This is a genomic window from Halioxenophilus sp. WMMB6 (assembly GCF_033283405.1).
Taxonomy (GTDB): domain Bacteria; phylum Pseudomonadota; class Gammaproteobacteria; order Pseudomonadales; family Cellvibrionaceae; genus Halioxenophilus.
Genome location: NZ_JAWMQR010000008.1, coordinates 126,072 through 140,731, shown reverse-complemented (window position 1 = coordinate 140,731; position 14,660 = coordinate 126,072). Strand labels below are relative to the sequence as shown.

The 14,660-nt window shown below is 60.6% G+C and carries 14 protein-coding genes and 1 other RNA gene; 9 read left to right on the top strand and 6 right to left on the bottom strand.

From position 1 onward, the window contains the following. Positions 1-15 precede the first annotated feature (15 nt). From ssrS to SBL51_RS17820, 3 genes are all read right to left on the bottom strand, one after another. Positions 16-193, bottom strand: a non-coding RNA gene (ssrS, locus tag SBL51_RS17830) — 6S RNA. Positions 194-292: 99 nt separating this feature from the next. Next, positions 293-598, bottom strand: a complete 306-nt coding sequence (locus SBL51_RS17825; RefSeq protein ID WP_317932461.1) for a cell division protein ZapA — start codon at positions 596-598, stop codon at positions 293-295. A gap of 11 nt (positions 599-609) precedes the next feature. Further along, positions 610-834 carry a TIGR02449 family protein gene (locus SBL51_RS17820; RefSeq protein ID WP_317932460.1) on the bottom strand — a complete coding sequence of 75 codons (225 nt, stop codon included), beginning with the start codon at positions 832-834 and terminating at the stop codon, positions 610-612. Positions 835-986: 152 nt separating this feature from the next. Here SBL51_RS17820 and SBL51_RS17815 point away from each other — a divergent pair, with 152 nt between their 5' ends. From SBL51_RS17815 to SBL51_RS17775, 9 genes are all read left to right on the top strand, one after another. Beyond that, positions 987-1,544: a UPF0149 family protein gene (locus tag SBL51_RS17815; RefSeq protein WP_317932459.1), complete on the top strand. Its 558-nt coding sequence runs from the start codon at positions 987-989 to the stop codon at positions 1,542-1,544. A 10-nt stretch (positions 1,545-1,554) separates the two neighbouring features. Then, positions 1,555-2,877 carry a Xaa-Pro aminopeptidase gene (gene pepP / locus SBL51_RS17810; RefSeq protein WP_411860495.1) on the top strand — a complete coding sequence of 441 codons (1,323 nt, stop codon included), beginning with the start codon at positions 1,555-1,557 and terminating at the stop codon, positions 2,875-2,877. A 124-nt stretch (positions 2,878-3,001) separates the two neighbouring features. Beyond that, on the top strand, positions 3,002-4,237 hold the full coding sequence (gene nhaA, locus SBL51_RS17805) for a Na+/H+ antiporter NhaA (RefSeq protein WP_317932458.1): 1,236 nt from the start codon (positions 3,002-3,004) through the stop codon (positions 4,235-4,237). Positions 4,238-4,242: 5 nt separating this feature from the next. After that, the gene (gene ubiH, locus SBL51_RS17800; RefSeq protein ID WP_317932457.1) at positions 4,243-5,544 is read left to right on the top strand and encodes a 2-octaprenyl-6-methoxyphenyl hydroxylase; all 1,302 of its coding nucleotides are present in this window, start codon (positions 4,243-4,245) and stop codon (positions 5,542-5,544) included. Further along, positions 5,541-6,821: a UbiH/UbiF/VisC/COQ6 family ubiquinone biosynthesis hydroxylase gene (locus SBL51_RS17795; protein WP_317932456.1), complete on the top strand. Its 1,281-nt coding sequence runs from the start codon at positions 5,541-5,543 to the stop codon at positions 6,819-6,821. Before ubiH ends, SBL51_RS17795 begins: the two co-directional genes overlap by 4 nt. After that, entirely contained in the window at positions 6,811-7,176 is a 366-nt protein-coding gene (locus SBL51_RS17790; protein ID WP_317932455.1) for a hypothetical protein, read from the top strand. The genes SBL51_RS17795 and SBL51_RS17790 overlap by 11 nt, the downstream gene beginning before the upstream one ends. Then, positions 7,173-8,201, top strand: coding sequence for a hypothetical protein (locus tag SBL51_RS17785; RefSeq protein WP_317932454.1), 1,029 nt, complete (start codon positions 7,173-7,175; stop codon positions 8,199-8,201). The genes SBL51_RS17790 and SBL51_RS17785 overlap by 4 nt, the downstream gene beginning before the upstream one ends. A 5-nt stretch (positions 8,202-8,206) precedes the next feature. After that, on the top strand, positions 8,207-8,881 hold the full coding sequence (locus SBL51_RS17780) for a YdcF family protein (RefSeq protein ID WP_317932453.1): 675 nt from the start codon (positions 8,207-8,209) through the stop codon (positions 8,879-8,881). An 82-nt stretch (positions 8,882-8,963) separates the two neighbouring features. Next, complete coding sequence (locus SBL51_RS17775) at positions 8,964-9,620, top strand: DUF3157 family protein (protein ID WP_317932452.1); 657 nt, start codon at positions 8,964-8,966, stop codon at positions 9,618-9,620. Positions 9,621-9,675: 55 nt separating this feature from the next. Here SBL51_RS17775 and SBL51_RS17770 read toward each other — a convergent pair whose 3' ends face one another. The 3 genes from SBL51_RS17770 to SBL51_RS17760 form a co-directional block, all read right to left on the bottom strand. Then, a complete protein-coding gene (locus SBL51_RS17770; protein WP_317932451.1) occupies positions 9,676-10,677 on the bottom strand; it encodes a GGDEF domain-containing protein in 1,002 nt (333 codons plus the stop codon). 117 nt (positions 10,678-10,794) lie between these two features. After that, positions 10,795-11,682 carry a transglutaminase family protein gene (locus tag SBL51_RS17765; protein WP_317932450.1) on the bottom strand — a complete coding sequence of 296 codons (888 nt, stop codon included), beginning with the start codon at positions 11,680-11,682 and terminating at the stop codon, positions 10,795-10,797. Between the two features lie 11 nt (positions 11,683-11,693). Then, a complete protein-coding gene (locus tag SBL51_RS17760; protein WP_317932449.1) occupies positions 11,694-14,267 on the bottom strand; it encodes a circularly permuted type 2 ATP-grasp protein in 2,574 nt (857 codons plus the stop codon). Positions 14,268-14,660: the final 393 nt, after the last annotated feature.

Genomic DNA, 14,660 nt, shown 5'->3' with positions numbered 1-14,660 from the left:
TTGTGGGGTTCTGTAGGCTGCCCCAAGAGTACCGCTGTCAAATTGGCCTTGAACCGTAGGGTTCAAGGGGAGGCGACTGAAATGCATTAGGCTTTCCGTCTCGCGGACATGCACACCAACATTAACGAGTCGCTTCCTAAGGATGCATTATCGGCTCAAGGACTGGATTGACTGGCAAATACCTTAGGGCCTACCCAGTATAGCGAATTAGCAGCTGAGTGGAACTCTTGTAACTTGGTGGGAATTGAGTTACCGACCAGCAACCGATGGCGACGAAGCGCTAGACGGGGCATTAACTGCCCGGGTTGAGCAGGGTTTGGTCGAGCTTGCCGGCAACGCGCTCAATCAGTTTTTCACTCAACGCATTCTGTTGCTCGGCCTGCAGCAGCTCGTGGCTGAGATTGAGGGCCGCCATCACCGCGATACGCTCCAGGCCAATGACATTGCCGTTCTGGCGAATGGCGCGCATACGTTGATCGAGCTGGCGGGCGGCTCGGACCAGATCGTCGACCTCATCCTGGCCACAGGAGACCTGGTAATCTTTGCCGAGAATAGCGACGGTGACGGTTTGGTTGGAGGCAGATCGGCTGTTGGTCATAGTGGGTGGCCTTAGGCGTTTGACTCCAGGCTCTTGAGGCGGGTGATCATGGCCTCCACGCGGGTGCGAGCCAGTTCATTTTTCTCAATCAGGCGGGTGCGCTCCAGTTGCCAGCGCTGTTCAGCGTTGCGCAAAGCGTTGTTCTCCTGCGTGAGCTTTTGGTGCTCCTGCAGCAGGGCTTCGATTTTTTGTTCGATCGCCTGAAGGGCTTGTTGGACGGAGGAGCTGCTTGACATAGGGGCCGTGGTCGGTCAAATGGTGAAAACAACTATATTGTGCACCCACTAGACGGTCAATCTCTGAGCGTTAAACTTGCCAACTTCAGCGCTTTAGCGGTCATAACGGCCCTGTTTGTGCAACATCCATTACCTGTAACAGAGAAATTCCCATGACAGAATCCTCCGACACTTTTTTGTATGAGCCTTTGGACGAGCTATTGAGCAGCTCGGGCGCGGTCATGGGCGCCGCCGAGTTTCACGGTCTGTTGGTGGGGGCGCTCTGCGCCGGAGCCGAATCAGCCCAGTGGCAACAGTTGGCCAGCGACAGCCTGGATGTTCCTGGCGAACTGCCGGATTCGCTCGCCATTATGACCGGTGAGCTCTACAACCTATTCAAACAGCAGCTGGCGGCGCGCGATTACAAGTTTCAGTTGCTGCTGCCGTCGCTGGAGGTGGAGCTGGTGCTCTCAACCCGCGCTCTGGGTGAGTGGGTCACCGGCCTGTTGGCCGGGCTCGGTGCGATTGGTGGTCAGAAACTGGCGCTTTCGGAAGAGTGTCAGGAGCTGTTGGAGGATATGGTGGCCATCACGCAGATCAGCCACGATACCGAGGGCAGTGAAGAGGACTTGATTGAGGTTGTGGAATATGTTCGAGTGGCTGTCTTTACTCTGTATGAAGAGATTGTCACCGGCCGCAATCCGCCGGCCGACGCCCCGCTGATTCATTGAGGTAGCCAACTTGAGTGTGAAGTTAAACATCGCCGAATTTGCCCGCCGCCGCAAAGAGCTGATTGCCATGATGGAGCCCAACTCCATCGCCATTGTCGCCACCGCCGAAGAGAAGATCCGCAGCCGCGACACCCACTACCATTTCCGTCCCGACAGCGATTTCTATTACCTCTCCGGTTTTGTCGAACCGGGTGCGGTGCTGGTGTTGGTGCCGGGTCGCGAGCACGGCGAGTTCGTTATGTTTGTGCGTGAGCGGGATCGGGAGAAAGAGATCTGGGACGGTTATCGCCAGGGCCCGGAGGGGGTGCTCGCCAACTACGGTGCCGAGGATGCCTTCCCCATCGACGACATCGACGAAATTTTGCCGGGCCTGTTGGAGGGGCGAGAGCGGGTCTACTACAGCCTGGGCCGCGACCCCGATTTCGACCGCCGGGTAATGGGCTGGATTAACACCCTGCGCGCCAAGGAGCGCAGCGGTGCCATTCCCCCCGGTGAGTTGTTGGATCTCGATCACTACCTGCACGACATGCGTCTATTTAAGAGTGCCGCAGAGGTCAAGCTGATGCGCACCGCCGGGCAGATTGCCGCGGACGCCCACGTGCGCGCTATGCGTGCTGCCAAGCCGGGCCTCTATGAGTACCAATTACAAGCCGAGATCGAACACGAGTTTGCCCGCCAGGGGGCTCGCTTTCCCGCCTACGCCACCATTGTCGGCAGCGGTGCCAACGGCTGCATTCTGCACTACATCGAAAACGAAAGCCGGCTGGAGAAGGGCGACCTGGTGCTGATTGATGCCGGCTGTGAATACCAGATGTACGCCGCCGATATCACCCGCACCTTTCCCGCCTCGGGTAAGTTTACAGATGCCCAGCGCCGCATCTATGACCTGGTGCTGGCGTCGCAGTTGGCCGCGATCGCCGAGATCAAACCCGGTAACCACTGGGATGCGCCCCACGCCGCCGCGGTGCGGGTACTCACCCAGGGGCTGGTGGAGCTCGGCATCCTAACCGGCGACGTCGAGCAGCTGATTGAAGAGGGCGGTTACCGCGAGTTCTATATGCACCGCACCGGCCACTGGCTGGGTATCGACGTGCACGATGTCGGCGACTACAAGGTGGCTGGCAACTGGCGCATTCTGGAGCCCGGTATGTACATGACGGTGGAGCCGGGGCTCTATATCAGCCCGGACAACACCGAGGTGGCCGAGCAGTGGCGTGGTATCGGGATTCGCATTGAAGACGATGTGCTGGTCACCGCCGAAGGGTGTGAAGTTCTCACCGGTGGCGTACCGAAAACCGCCGATGCCATCGAAGCGCTGATGGCCGGGGAGTAACTGGGAGGGGCTGGCGCGGCTAGCCCCTTTGTCTTATAACGTTTTGATTTTTAGTTTTCCTTAAGTATTCTCGAATAACTCGCTAAAGTGGTCCCGAAGCTCGGCTAAAAACCTTTGGAGCGCCATGATTGCCAAGTTATCCGATCACCTTTCCCGCTTTTTTGCCCTGGAGTCCGCCGGCGGCATTGTGCTCATGATTGCCGCCGCGCTGGCTATGGTCAGTGCCAACTCGCCACTCAATGGTTATTACGAACTGCTGCTCTCGACGCCAGTGGTGGTGCAGATTGGTGAGCTGCTGATCGCCAAGCCGCTGCTGCTCTGGATCAACGACGGCCTGATGGCCACCTTCTTCTTTCTGGTGGGCATGGAGTTAAAGCGGGAGCTGGTGGAAGGCGAGCTCTCCGAGCCGAGCAATATTCTGCTGCCCGCCGTTGGCGCCCTGGGTGGCATGGTGGTGCCGGCGCTGATCTACGTGGCGCTCAATCACGACGATCCGGTGGCCATCTCCGGCTGGGCGATTCCCGCTGCCACCGATATCGCCTTTGCCCTGGGGGTTCTGTCGCTACTGGGGTCGCGGGTGCCGGCGGCGCTGAAGATTTTCCTTATCTCTCTGGCTATCTTTGATGATGTCGGCGCCATTGTTATTATCGCCCTCTTCTACACCGCCAAGGTTTCACTGGCGGCGCTGGTGGTTGTGGCCATCTGCCTGGTGGTGCTGGCTCTGATGCACCGCGCCAAGGTTTACACCAATGTGCCCTACTGCATTATCGGCCTGATCATGTGGACGGCGATGCTCAAGTCGGGTGTGCACGCCACCCTCACCGGGGTGCTGCTGGCCATGTTCATACCCATCAAAGCCCGGCCGGATAACCCCTATTCACCCCTCAAGCACCTGGAGCACACCCTGCACCCCTGGGTCGGTTACCTGGTGCTGCCGCTGTTTGCCTTTGCCAATGCCGGTATCGCCTTCCAGGGTATGACCTGGGAGCAGGCGGTGCACGGCGTGCCGATGGGTATCGCCCTGGGCCTCTTTTTGGGCAAGCAACTGGGTATCTTCGGCTTCTGCTGGTTGTGCATCAAGGTTGGCCTGCTGAAGAAGCCGCCGGTCAGCTGGACGGCTCTCTATGGCACCGCTGTGTTGTGCGGTATCGGCTTCACCATGAGCCTGTTTATCGGTTCTCTCGCCTTTGACGGGGAGGGCTCGTCGGGGATGTTCGATGACCGTCTCGGCATTTTGCTCGGTTCCCTGACTTCCGGCTTGGTGGGCTACTGGTTGCTGAATATCAATTTGCCGAAAAAGCCGGCCCTTGAATCGGGGCAACCCATGGCGGACAATGGCGATCCTTTCACCAAGCCTTAACCGTTATGCCCGCATCCGAAGCGCAGAGCCAAGCCAGTGATATCGCCATCATCGGCGGTGGTATGGTGGGGCTGAGCCTGGCCATACTACTGGCTGGGCAGCTGCCCAATCACTCGATCCGGCTGCTGGAAACCCTCCCCTTTTTGGCGGCCCCATCCAGTGATGAGCCCCTTTTTCAACCCAGCTTTGATGCCCGCTCCAGCGCCCTGGCGCAGGGTAGTCGGCAGCTGTTGAGTGCCATGGGGGTGTGGCCGAGCCTGGCCCGGCATGTGACCGAGGTGGCCACCGTGCACGTCTCCGACCGCGGCCACGTGGGTGGCTGTCGCATTGACCATAAGGCTTACCATCAGCCCAGCTTGGGTTACGTGGTTGATAACAGTTGGCTGGGTGTGTGCCTGCTGAGTGCCGCACGCCGGTTAGCCAATCTCACTATTGATGCCCCCACTTCGGTAACTGCACTGACACCGGTGCGAAGCGGCTATCGTCTGAGCTTGCAGCGCGAAGGTGAACGCAGCGAATTGCACACCCAACTGGCGGTGATTGCCGACGGTGCCCAATCGGCACTGCGCCAGCGTTTAGGCATAGCCACCCACACCGAAGCCTACGAGCACACGGCGGTGATCGCCAATGTCGCCTTCAGTCAGCCGCACAATGGCGTCGCTTACGAGCGCTTTACCGAGCGTGGCCCGGTGGCTATTTTGCCGCGCGGTGAGTCGGCCGAGGCGTGCGAGGGGGCACTGATCTGGACGCTGCCGGGGGAGCTCGCCGAGCGCCGCCAGCAGCAGCCGGAAGATCAATTTTTAGCCGCGCTGACAGCGGCCTTTGGTGCGCGCCTGGGTCGCTTCCTGCGCGTTGGTCAGCGGCACCTCTACCCGCTACAGATGGTGGTGGCCAAGGAACAGGTGCGCCCGCACCTGGTATTGATGGGCAATGCCGCCCACGCCCTGCACCCGGTAGCCGGCCAGGGCTTTAACCTGGCGCTGCGCGATTGTGCCCGCCTGAGTGAGGTGCTGGCCGAGGCGGTGGCAGCGGGAGAGGCGCTCGGTTCATTTACGCAACTGCAGCGCTACCTGGCGCTGCAGACGGAAGATCAGTGGCTGACGGTGCAGTTCAGCCACCAGTTGCCCAAACTCTTCTCCTCGGCCGAGCTGACCCAGGCGGGGCTGCGCGCGGCCGGCCTGCTGCTGCTCGAGTTGATCCCTTCAGCAAAAAACATTCTGGCGGAACAAAGTATGGGCCGCCGGGGCCGGGGGTTTAAGTATTTGCCCACCGGTGATGAACACCAGGAGTTATCCGCAAGACCATGACCTCCCCAGAACAGTCCCCCCCCCTCAAGAGCAATCATTACGACATCATTATTGTCGGCGGCGGCCTGGTCGGCGCCACCCTGGCGCTGTTGCTGGCCAAATCGCAGCCCGCTCTGGCGCCCCTGCGTATCGCCCTGCTGGAGGCGGGAGCCGGCTATAAGCCTGCCGATCTCAACCAGTTCGACCCGCGCGTGGTCGCCCTCACCCGGCAGTCGCAGCAGCTGTTGCAGAGTGTTAACGCCTGGCCGGGTATTGCCGCCATGCGCGCCTGCGACTACACCGATATGCGGGTCTGGGATGGCGATGGCACGGGCAACATCCACTTTAACTGTTACGAGGTGGGCGAGCCGGACCTGGGCCATATCGTTGAAAACGGCGTGGCGCTGGCAAATCTCTATCAGCAGTTGGCCGAGCGTAGCAACATTACCCTCTTCTGCCAGGCCCGGGTCAGCCAGTTGGCCGGCAGTGAGCAGCAGCGCGAGGTGATTCTGGAGTCCGGAGAGGTGCTGTCGGCCTCGCTGGTGGTGGCCGCCGACGGCGCCCAATCCAAATTGCGCGAACTGGCCGCCATTTCGGTACGCGAGTGGAGCTATGGCCACAAGGCGATTGTCACCACGGTAACCACCGAGCGGCCGCATCAGTTCACCGCTTGGCAGCGATTTCTGAGTAGTGGCCCGCTGGCATTTCTGCCGCTGCAGGTGGCAGCCAGGGCCGAGGCCAAAGAGTACCACTGCTCGATCGTCTGGTCGCTGGAGGAGCGCCAGGCCGACCACATGATGGCGCTCGATGACGAGACCTTCAAAGCGGCCCTGGGGCGGGCCTTTGAGTATCGCCTGGGGCGTATTGAAAGCCTGGACCGCCGCTTCTGTTTTCCGCTGTGGGCGCGCCACGCGAGCGACTACTACCGCCCGGGTTTGGTGCTGGTGGGCGATGCCGCGCACAGTATTCATCCGCTGGCTGGGCAGGGGGTTAACCTGGGCTTTCTGGATGCCAAAACTCTGGCCGAAGAGCTGTTGCGTGCCCGCGAGCGGGGCATAACTCTGGCCGACGAGAGCATCCTGCGCCGCTATCAACGCCGGCGAAAGGGCCACAACCTAATGACGTTGGCGGTGATGGAGGGCTTCAAGCGCCTGTTCGGCGACGACCGCCTGCCGTTGCGCCTGCTGCGCAATATCGGCCTGAGCCGGGTAGATCAGATGGCCTGGCTGAAAAATGCCATCGCCCGCCAGCTGCTCAATGCCGATGCCGCCCAGAGTGACAAAATTTATGAATCGTAAACTCTTCTTCACACTGCTCAATTACGCTTACGCGCTAATGATTGCCGCCGGTGGCGGCTATTGGCTCTACACCGGTGATACCTTTGGCATCGTCATGGGGCTGGCGGCTGGCGCCTGCGTGGTGGGTATTCTCAAACAGTGGCGCTGGGGCTATTTCATCACCGGTGCCTGGTGTTTTGGCCTGCTCAAACTGGGCCTGGATAAGTTCTCCGAGGTCTATAGCGGGCCCAGCGTGAAGCACCTGTTTATGGGCGCTGCCCTGCTGGGCATTGTGCTGGCGGTGGTTTTGCATGAGGCACTCGCCAAACCCAAAGCAAAAGCGGCCAGTGAGCCGGATCAGGATATTCCCAATTGAGTTATCGTTTACGTTGTCGACTGTTGCCACTGTTGTTGTTTTGCGGGCTGTGGCAACAAGGCAACGCCGGCGCCTACTCCCCTGCCCCCGAAATTGAACCCATAAATATCGCCCTCAGCGGCCCGGTAGCGATACGCGATGCCGAGCTCTCCGGCCTCACCTGGTGTGGCGAGCAGCTGGTGCTGCTGCCGCAATATCCCCACGTCTTTAACCGCGCCGAGCGCAGCCTGTTTGGTTTGAGCAAAACCGAAATCCTTGCTTACCTCGATGCCCTGGCCGCCGGTGGCGAGCCAGAGCCGCTCAGCCCGCAAAAAATTGCCGTGCAGGGCATGGCGCAACTGGAGTCCCTGCCCGGCTACGACGGCCTGGAGGCGATGGTCTGCCGAGCTGACAGCGCCTATCTGGCGGTGGAGCTGGACCGGCCGGGCGGCAGCGAGGCGACCGTGTTGGTGGCCGCCCGCTGGCGGCAGGATCACTGGCAGATTGAGCGCCTTAGCGAACCCCTGGCCAGCCCCTCCGGGGTGGGCAACATGGCCAACGAAGCCCTGCTCTGGCTGGGTGACCAGCTGTTGAGTATCCACGAGCTGAACCGCCCCCGCGGTGACGCCGGCCAGGCGCAGGCAACGCTGCTCAATATTGACGATTTTCAGGTCCGCACTCCGGTCGCCATGCCGGATGTGCCCTACCGCATCACCGATGCCAGCGAGCCCGATAGCGAGGGCCGTTTTTGGGTGATCAACTACCTCTACAGCGGCGATCGAGTCATGCATGTCGCCCAGGATCCTATCTGGCAACGCTGGGGTAGAAGTGCGAGCCAGGGGGTGGAGGAGAATGTCGAGCGATTGTTGGAGTTGCAATGGCAGAATGGACAGGTTAGCTTCTCCGGTCGAGCACCAATCAATTTGAAACTCACTGCGGCCGCCGGCCGCAATTGGGAAGGTGTTGCCCGTTTGGAGCAACGGGGTCTGTTATTGGTTACGGATAAGTTTCCTCAAACGCTGTTGGCGTTTATCCCGTTTGAATGATTGCCATGCCATCTGAGTCACCCGGGGCCAGCCCCGAATCTGAAATTGCAGCAGCCGAACTGATTCTTTGGCAATTTCTCAATGGCTATTTGCAGTCGGAGCAGGCCGCCGGTAGCTTGGCCATTGGCTTTGGTTGCAGCGACCTGCGGGTGGCCGCCGCCAGTGCCGAACTTTACCACCAGGGCCACGTCGGCCAGATTCTCTTTACCGGCGGCTATGGTCGCCTGACCCGGTTTGTCTTTCAGCGCCCGGAAGCGGATATCTTCGCCGATCTGGCGCAGGCCGAAGGGGTACTGGCCGACGATATCATTCGCGAAACCGCCGCCGGTAACACCGCGGAAAACGTACTGTTTGCCATGGCCCTGCTCACTGACGCCCATTTGGCCGAGCCACTGGTTTTGGTGTGCAGTAATATCTACCGGCCGCGGGTGGCGGCCACCTTTCTCAAGCATCATCCCGTTCAGCCCTTCCACCTGGTCAGTCCTGCGGTGGACTACAGTGGTTATGCCACCGATGCCGGCGCCAGGGAACAGGCGCGGGCGATGATGGTGGGCGAAATCGATCGGCTGTTGGTCTATCCGGCCCGCGGCTGGCAGGAGCTGGTGGCGATTCCCGAGGCGGTGGTTGAGGCCTACCAGGTGTTGCACCAGGCCGGCTATCGCCGCTACCTGGTGGCTTAGCCGCCCGGTAATTTGGCCGCAGTATCTTTAAACGGAGCCTGGCTGTGCCGGGCAGTAACAAAAATGGAATGAATAACCGTCAATGAGCAAGCGCAAGTTAATACCCTATCTACTCTTTTTGGGGCTCAGCTCCACCCTGGCCCAGGCCAGTGAAACCATTCTCTCGGGCGATGGCCGGGAGATTCGTCTGAACGACGACGGCACCTGGGAGGTGGTCTCCGACAACCTCTACCTGGATACCAGTGACGGACGGCGGGTGATATTGACGCCGGATGGCCGCTGGCAGTACCAGGGTATGGCACCGGTGGCGGCGGAAGAGACCTACCGCGAGCTGCTGGTGGCGGTTTCGATTATCAGCGGCTATATCGAAGAGCAGCGGGAGAAGGTCGGCTCGGGTAAAAACACCCGCACCACCTCGTTTATGCATCTGCAGCTGCAGGTACACCTGGCCGAGGCTGCCAGTGCGTCGCTCGATCTAACCGGCCTTGAGGCCGGAAACTTTGAGGTGGTCGACAAGCGCGGCGAGCGCTACCCGGTAACCGCGATCAACCCGTCGCTGTCACACCTGGCCGCCGGCGGCACCGCCACGGTGGAGTTGGTTTGTGAGGGGGCGCCGGGCGGTCTGCGGCCGGCTAAATCGGTTGCTATCAACATTGCCGCTCAGGTGTTCAATAATGAGCAGCCGATTGAGTTGGAGCTGGAATACGACGATCTGGAGCGCCAGCGCATTAATCTTTAGAAGCGGTGGTGCTTGTGGCGGGTAAGAGCGGCCGTTTGCACAGGCCGCGGGGTCATCAGCTGCAGACCTTGTTGCGACCGCGCTCCTTGGCTTTATAAAGCGCCTGGTCGGCGCGCTCCACAGCGGTATCCAGGTCTTTGGGCATACGCTCATTCTGGCGGATTTGGGTGACGCCACCGGAGAGGGTCACTGGTGGTAGCTGCTCACCGGTGCGGGTATTTTTCCAGCGCAGCGCTTTGATGGATTCGCGAATTTTATCGGCCACAATCAGCGCCCCTTTCAATTCGGTTTCGCGCAACACCACCAGAAACTCTTCCCCACCCCAGCGGCTGGCGATATCGGCGCCGCGTATGTGGTTTTTGATCTCCGCTGCCACCTGTTTGATGACATGGTCACCAAAGACATGGCCATAGGTGTCGTTAATCTTTTTGAAGTGGTCGATATCAAACAACGCCAGGCTGCTGCCCTGGCCCTGCAGCGGCTGTTCACTGAGCAGCTTCTCCAACCCCTTGCGGTTGACCAGCACCGACAGCGAATCGGTAATCGCCTCGAGCTCCATTTTGTGCAGGTTGCTCTTTAACTCTTTCACCTCCGCCTCGGCGCGGGCCAGCTCCTCGACCAGCTTTTGCTGATCCGCACGCACTGCCTGGGTGGCTTTGATCAAAGCCTCTATGATGCGTTTGGGGTCGGCCGGGTCGGCCAGTGCCTGCTCCCCGGCCTGCAGCTGCGCCTGGTACTGGCTCACCGTTTTGGCGGAGTGCTGATAGGTGCCCAGCATATCGGAGACCAGCCCGGAGAGCTGTTGTAAAAACCGCTGGCGGGCGTCGGTGCGCAGATCGATGTGGGTGAAATAGAGATCGTGGCAGCGATAGCTGTCGAGCAGGTTGCGTTGGGTCAGCTCGGCGGCCGCCTTGACCAGGGCTTGATTCTTGCCCATGGCAATTTCATAGGCGACGGCGAAGTTGATGGGGGTGAACGGCAGGCTCTGTTGCGCGAGGAATTCCTGAGCCTTGCTGGACAGCGCGGCGGCCAATTCCACGGAGTGTTGGTGTTTCATGGAGCTCCTTGTCTCAGGCAGGCTGGATGTGCCCTAGACAGTGTAATCGAGTTGTATCGACCGACCAGTTAATAACCCGTTAATTTTTGTTTTTGCCGGTTGAACTGCAAATCAGGCTCAGCTTTCGAGCCGCTGCACATCCACAGAGACGCTTAGGGTTTGCGCTCCGCCCCCTTCAAAGATTACCCCTTTCAGCGGTGCGACATCGTTGTAGTCGCGGCCCCAGGCGGTGGTGATGTGCTGTTGGGAGGGCATGTTGTCGTTGGTGGGGTCGAACTCAAACCAACCCTCCTGGGGGGAGTAGACCGAGAACCAGGCGTGGGAAGCGTCGGAGCCGACCAGCTTCTCCTGGCCCGGCGGTGGCAGCGTCTCCAGGTAGCCACTGATATAGCGGCAGGCGAAGCCCAGGGAGCGCAGGCAGCCAATGGCCAGGTGGGCGAAATCCTGGCAGACCCCCCGGCGGTGTTTGAGGACATCGGCCAGCGGCGTGCTGACCGTGGTAAAGCCCGGGTCGTAGGCGAAATCGGTGTAGATGCGGTGAGTGAGGTCGCGCACCGCCGACAGCAGCGGTCGCCCTTGAGTAAACGAGGGCCGGGCGTAGTCGGCCAGCTCGCTGTTGGCGCGGATCACACTGGAGTCGAGGGCAAACTCCCGGGCGCGCAGGGTGGTCTCGTCGCGCGCCTCGTGTAGCAGACGCAGGGACTCCTCCCAGGTGTTGCCGATATCGAGGTCCATATCGATCAGACGCACGTCGGCGGTGCGCACCGTGGATTGGATATCGACCTTGAGCTCCCGGTGGGACTCCTCCAGGCAGAAGTTGTAGGTGTTGTTGCCAAAGTAATCTTTGCGCTTGGCCAGCACCGAGGCCTTGGGGGAGATGCTCAGGTGGTGGTCGAGGCAGGTCTGGTATTCGGTGTTGCGCGGCAGCAGGCAGGCGGAGTTGTAGGCCAGGCTCACCGGTGACACGTATTGATAACGGGTAATGTGGCGAATTCGATAGAGCATGGTGGTCTCGCCTAATCAATCTGCCAGGGGTTTTGCAGCAGCTGCTGTGGCCCGGCGGTGTGGTCGAAATAGACTTCGCTGATGGCGCCGGCCATATACTCCATCAACTCCTGCAGGCGTACCAGCAGCTGGTCGAGCTGTTGACGCACGGCGCTGGTTGGATTGATCGCCGCCAGTTGGTTGAGGTCTGCCAGCTGCACGATGGAGATGGCCTCAATCAGGGCGCGCTGCTCCCGGGGTGACTCCGGCGCGGTAATGGCGTTTTTCGGCAGCGTGGTGAGGTAGCGCTGGATCTGCTCCAGTTGGTAGATAAGCGAGCGCGGATTGGTGCGATCCAACATCAGGGTGGCCAGCACGTTGTAGAGGCTGGCGTCGTTGCGGAAGCGGCGGCGGAAGGTGGTCAGCCCCTCGGTGGTGGCGAGAATCGATTCGACACAAACCGCGTTGGACTCCTCCTGTTGGCACTCCACCACCAGCAGCGAGCGCATCAAGGTGGCCAGTTGGTAGATCTTTTCAATACCGCGGCCGATCTCCAGGAAGTGCCAGCTCATACCGCGGAACATGCTTTCGTTAAACAGCCCGCCTAAGGCCAGCAGGGCGGTGACCAGCGGGTCGAGGGACTCTTCCGGGGCCGAGGCCATACCGGTTCTCAACTGAATATGCAGCTGGCCGAGCTCATCGTCGATATCGTTCATCACCCGCTGGGTATCGGAAGAGAGCATCTCACGTACCTCAGAGGCGGAGCGCAGCATGGCGCGCAGGCTGGAGCAGACGCTGCCGGTGCGCTCCTGGTCGAGGATAACGCTGAGCAGCTCCTTCTCGGGGTCTTTAAAGACATCGCTGCCGGCTTTCATAAAGCCGGGGTAGGTCATGGTCAGCTGGGTGACCGAGTAGAGCAACTGGCGTTCGGCTTCGGGCGGCAGCTGGTTGGCGCCGTTGATCTGCATAAACACGGTGCGCAGCAGGCGGATGGTCATATCGCTGCGCTCGGCGTAGCGGCCCACCCAAAAGAGATTTTCCACCACCCGGCTGGGCAGGCTGATATCGACCGTGCGATTGACCAGCACCGAAGTGGAACTGGCGGCGCCTAAGTCCTCTTCACCCTGGGCCAGCTGTATCCAGGTATCTTTACTGATGGCGCCCAGCTGATTGCTGATGCGTTGATCGCGGGCATTGGCGGCGGCGCGGGTCAGGCCACCGGGCATCACCTGGTAGCCCTGGTCATCGGCCACGGCAAAGGTGCGCAGGGCAAAGGGGCGTGGCTGCAGGCTGTTGTTGCGCCAGCAGGGGCCGTAGCTCGGCTGTACATACTCCTGGGCGACGTAGTTGTTGGGGTTTTGCTGGATGGCCAGCGACAGCTCGTTGAGGTCGCCCTCCGAGAGGCTGCTGCCGTACACCGCGTGGCTGTCGAAATGGTGCTGGGCCGGCTTGATGCGCAGCTGGCGCAGGTTGGCGATCACATATTGGAGGTCGTCCGGGTCGCCGCACCAGTAGGTGGGGGCGCTGGGTAGACGCAGTTGCTTGCCAAAAAAGTGCTGGCTGATGGCGGGCAGGTACTTCATTAGGGCGCCCGCCTCTAAAATGCCGCTACCGAGTGGGTTGGCAACCGAGACATTGCCGGCGCGCACCACTTCCAACAGCCCGGGTACCCCCAATTGGGAGTCGCCGCGCAGCTCCACCGGATCGCAGTAGTTGTCGTCGACCCGGCGCAGAATCACATCTACCCGGGAGAGGCCATCGAGGGTTTTCATCCAGACATGGCCCTTGCGCACGGTCAGGTCTTTACCCTGCACCAGCGGATAGCCGAGGTAGTTGGCTAAAAAGGCGTGTTCGAAGAAGGTCTCGCTGTAGGCGCCCGGCGTCAGGATCACCACTCGCGGGCCTTCACCATTGCGCAGGTTCTTTTCCGGTGCCAGGCGTACCATCTGCGCGCGCAGGGTATTAAAGAAGCCGCGCAACATGCGGATACCGCTTTCGCGGAACTGGGCCGGGAAGACCCGCTGCATCACCAGGCGGTTCTCCAGGGCGTAGCCGCTGCCGGAGGGGGCCTGGGTGCGGTCGCCGAGCACCATGATCTGGCCGTCGGGGCTGCGGATCAGGTCGGCGGCGTAGAGAATCAGCTGGTGCTTGCCGGGCAGGTGGGTGTGGTGGCAGGCGCGGATAAAACCGGGGTGGCTGTAGATCACCTCGGGCGGCACCAGCCCCCGGCGGATGATCTCCTGGTTGCCGTAGAGATCCTTCAGAATAAAGTCGAGCAGTTGGGCCCGTTCAATCAGGCCGAGCTCCAGTTCCCGCCACTGGTCGGCGGTGAGAATAATCGGCAGCGGGTCCAGCCCCCACACCAGACTGCCGCCACTGGCGTTATAGATGGCGCCATCATCGCGCAATATGCGCTTGATTTTGTCGGTGCGGTCGGCCAGGCCATTGCTACCAATCTCCTCCATGCGCGACAACAGCTGCTGCCATGGGGCCACCAGGCTGCCATCGGGCGCCAGGGCTTCGTCGTTGCCACTGCTGTTCTCATAGCGCAGGGGTTCCCCGGCGCTATCGGTGACAGTGGTCGGCTGAGATTGCTGTTGGCTCATTGTCGGTGGTGGTTACCAGTGTTGCTGCCCGTGGTCTCGCGACCGGTTAATCGATCTCTGCCAGTGGTGGCTTGGGCCCCAACACCAGACAAAAACGGGCTCCAGAGAGCCCGCGTAGCGCACCATTATTCAGCAGTTGCCCGCGACATTCAATCTCTGCCGCTGCCAAAGCGTGCTGGGCACCGCTGCCTGCCATCGGCGATATTTTAACCCGCTGGTCAGGCACCGCTGAAAGTGGCTGATATCGGGGGAGTGGTATCGTCGCCCCGGACTTTTGGTGGGGAGCGGCTGTGCGTAAACCCGATCCTAATAATTAAGTTATGAAAATTTCGGGCCACTTATAACCAAGGGGGGCCATTTGGCTAGAGTGCGGCCGTTGATTTTGACGACTAG